The organism is Nostocoides sp. (assembly GCF_035343835.1).
GTDB lineage: Bacteria > Actinomycetota > Actinomycetes > Actinomycetales > Dermatophilaceae > Nostocoides_A > Nostocoides_A vanveenii.
The window spans coordinates 5,156-7,754 of the sequence record NZ_DAOQZV010000150.1 but is presented as its reverse complement, the minus strand read 5'-3'; the positions used below and the strand labels follow the sequence as shown (position 1 = coordinate 7,754).

The window sequence follows — 2,599 nt, the reverse complement described above, 5'->3', positions numbered from 1 at the left end:
TGGCGGGGGCGCCGTCTCGTCGAGTCGCGCGAGGGCTTGAAGCACGAGCGCCCGGTCGGTGGTCGGCCAGAAGGGCGGGATGGAGCGCTGGAGGAAGCCGGCATACCGGGCACTGATCATCCGCGAGTCGAGGAACGCGACGACGCCGCGATCGGTAGAAGCGCGGATCAGCCGGCCGGCGCCCTGAGCGAGCCGGAGGGCGGCGTGGGTCGCGGAGACCGCCATGAAGCCGTTACCGCCCATCTTGCTGATGGCTTCGGTGCGCGCGGACGCGAGCGGGTCGTCGGGGCGCGGGAAGGGGATGCGGTCGATGATGACCAGCTGGCAACTAGAGCCGGGGACGTCGACGCCCTGCCAAAGCGTCATGGTGCCGAAGAGGCAAGCCCTCGGGTCCTTCGCGAACTCGCGCACCAACGTGGGCACTTGGTCCTCACCCTGCGCCAGGACACGTATGTCGCTCTCCCCCAACCGATCTCGCATCGCCTCTGCGGCCTCCCGGGCCGCGCGCGTAGAGGAGAAGAGTCCAAGGGTCCGGCCGCCGGCGGCCCGGACGAGGGCCTCGATCTCGTCCAGGGCGGGGTCGCCCAGGCCGCCGCGACCCGGCGGCGGGAGGTGGGCGGCGACATACGCGATCGCCTGACTGCGGTAGTCGAAGGGCGAGCCGACATCGAGCCCGACGTACGCGGGAGCCTCCGCACCGCGCAGGCCGATGGTGCCGGCGACGGCGTCGAAGGTGCCACCGAGTTCGAGGGTGGCCGAGGTCAGGACGACGGTGCGGTCGGTGAAGATCTTCTCGCGCACGAGCATCGCCACGCTCATCGGGGCGACCGAGAGAACCGGGCCACGGCGCGGGTCGATGCGGCTCCAGAGGACGTCGAGGTCGCGTTCCTCGACCATGCGCGCGCTGTTGTCGAAGATCTCCTCGACGGCTGCGAGGGCGACCTGCCGGGCGCCGTCGGGGGTTTCTCCAGGAGCGGGCTTGAGTTCTGAGTGGACGGCGCGGGCGGCGTCGCGGACCGTTGCGAGGGCCATCGCGAGCGCATCGGGGATGGCGTCGATCCGGGCGTCGGGCTGAGTCTCGAGCGCGCGTTCGAGCACGATGGCAGCGTCCTCGAGTTGGTCCGAGCTTTCGGCGGAGCGGGCCCGACGGGCGGCGGCGCGCACGCCGCCGGGGGTCAGCTCGTCGGTGATGGTCGAGGTGACACGGTCGACGAGCTCGTGACCCTCGTCGATGATCAGGACATCGTGCGCCGGGAGCATGAAGCGGCCCTCGAAGGCGTCGATCGCCATGAACGAGTGATTGGTGACAATGACGTCGACGTCCTTGGCCGCCTCGCGGGAACGCTCGACGAAGCACTCGGCGACCATCGGGCAGCGCGAGCCCAGGCATTCCTCCGCACTGACGCTGACCTGACGCCAGGCGCGCTCGGAGACTCCCGGGACGAGTTCGTCGCGATCGCCGGACTGGGTCTGGTCGGCCCATTCGCGCAGGCGGACGATCTCCTTGCCCAGGCGGGAGGCGTTGGCGTCGGCTTCGGCGACATCGAAGAGGCCCTCGTCGTCGGCGGGGAAGCCGCCGGCAAGTTTGTGCTGGCACACGTAGTTGCGGCGGCCCTTGACCAGCCCGTAGGTCGGCGTCCGGCCCAGGATGGGGGCGAGCGCCCTCGCCAGGCGCGGCAGATCGCGGTCGACGATCTGGCCCTGAAGGGCAAGCGTCGCGGTGGCCACCACGGCCGGCCGGCCGGTGGCGTGGGCGTGCAGGATCGCGGGGACGAGGTAGCCGAGGGACTTGCCGGTGCCCGTGCCGGCCTGAACCAGCAGGTGCTGCTCCTGCTCGATGGCGTCGAGAACGGCCTGGGCCATCTGGGTTTGGCCGGGACGCTCGACACCACCCAGTTCCGCGACTGCGGCCTGGAGGAGTTCGGGGAGCGTGGGCATGTGTCGAGGATAGGCGGCTGGGTGCCGGGCAGCCGCGCGGTTGGGTGAGTTGTCCACAGCCTGCGCCGGCCTGGGCCACCGCGCCCTCGAAACACCCCCTCAAAGACGTACCCCGATGGCAGGAGTCAGGTGGGGCTACGAAGATCTGGATGCCTTGAGCGCATGACCCGCGGCGAGCCGGCACGCCTCAAAGACGCTGACGTGACCGGGAAACATAGAGTGCGGACGCCGCACACCAGCCATCTCAGCCGCGATAACTCAGATACAGGCGGTTGGTCGCCGTTTTGATCGTCAGATTGGTCGGCGTGCCGGACAGGGCAACCTCGCCAGGGATCTCGATCCACTCCGAGTCGTCAATGGCGACATAGCCCTTGTAGATGACGTCCGCCCGCGTCTCGACGACTCCGTCACCCTCGTATGCCGCAACGACGTCGCCGCTCGGGTAGGGGCCGCCCAGGCTGGCCGTCGGCCCGAGGACGCGGCCGTCACCGAGGGAATAGGTGACGCTCTTCAGGACCGGATGGACCTGTATGTGCATCCCGAACCACTTGGCGGGATCCAGGGTGTCGATTTCGTTGGGCTCGAACCCCTTGGTGGGCCACTTGACCTCGAAATAGGTCGGGAGCCGCACGAGGGTGAGGTCGCCCTCCGGCTGGATGTT

Annotated in this window: 2 protein-coding genes; both read right to left on the bottom strand. The window is 69.4% G+C overall.

Features of this window, described 5'->3' with window-relative positions; all coding sequences use genetic code 11:
- On the bottom strand, nt 1–1,938 hold a 1,938-nt coding region (locus PKH97_RS11105), incomplete at its 3' end, for an ATP-dependent DNA helicase (RefSeq protein WP_324387474.1).
- Between the two features lie 244 nt (nt 1,939–2,182).
- On the bottom strand, nt 2,183–2,599 hold a 417-nt coding region (locus tag PKH97_RS11100; RefSeq protein ID WP_324387473.1), incomplete at its 5' end, for a hypothetical protein.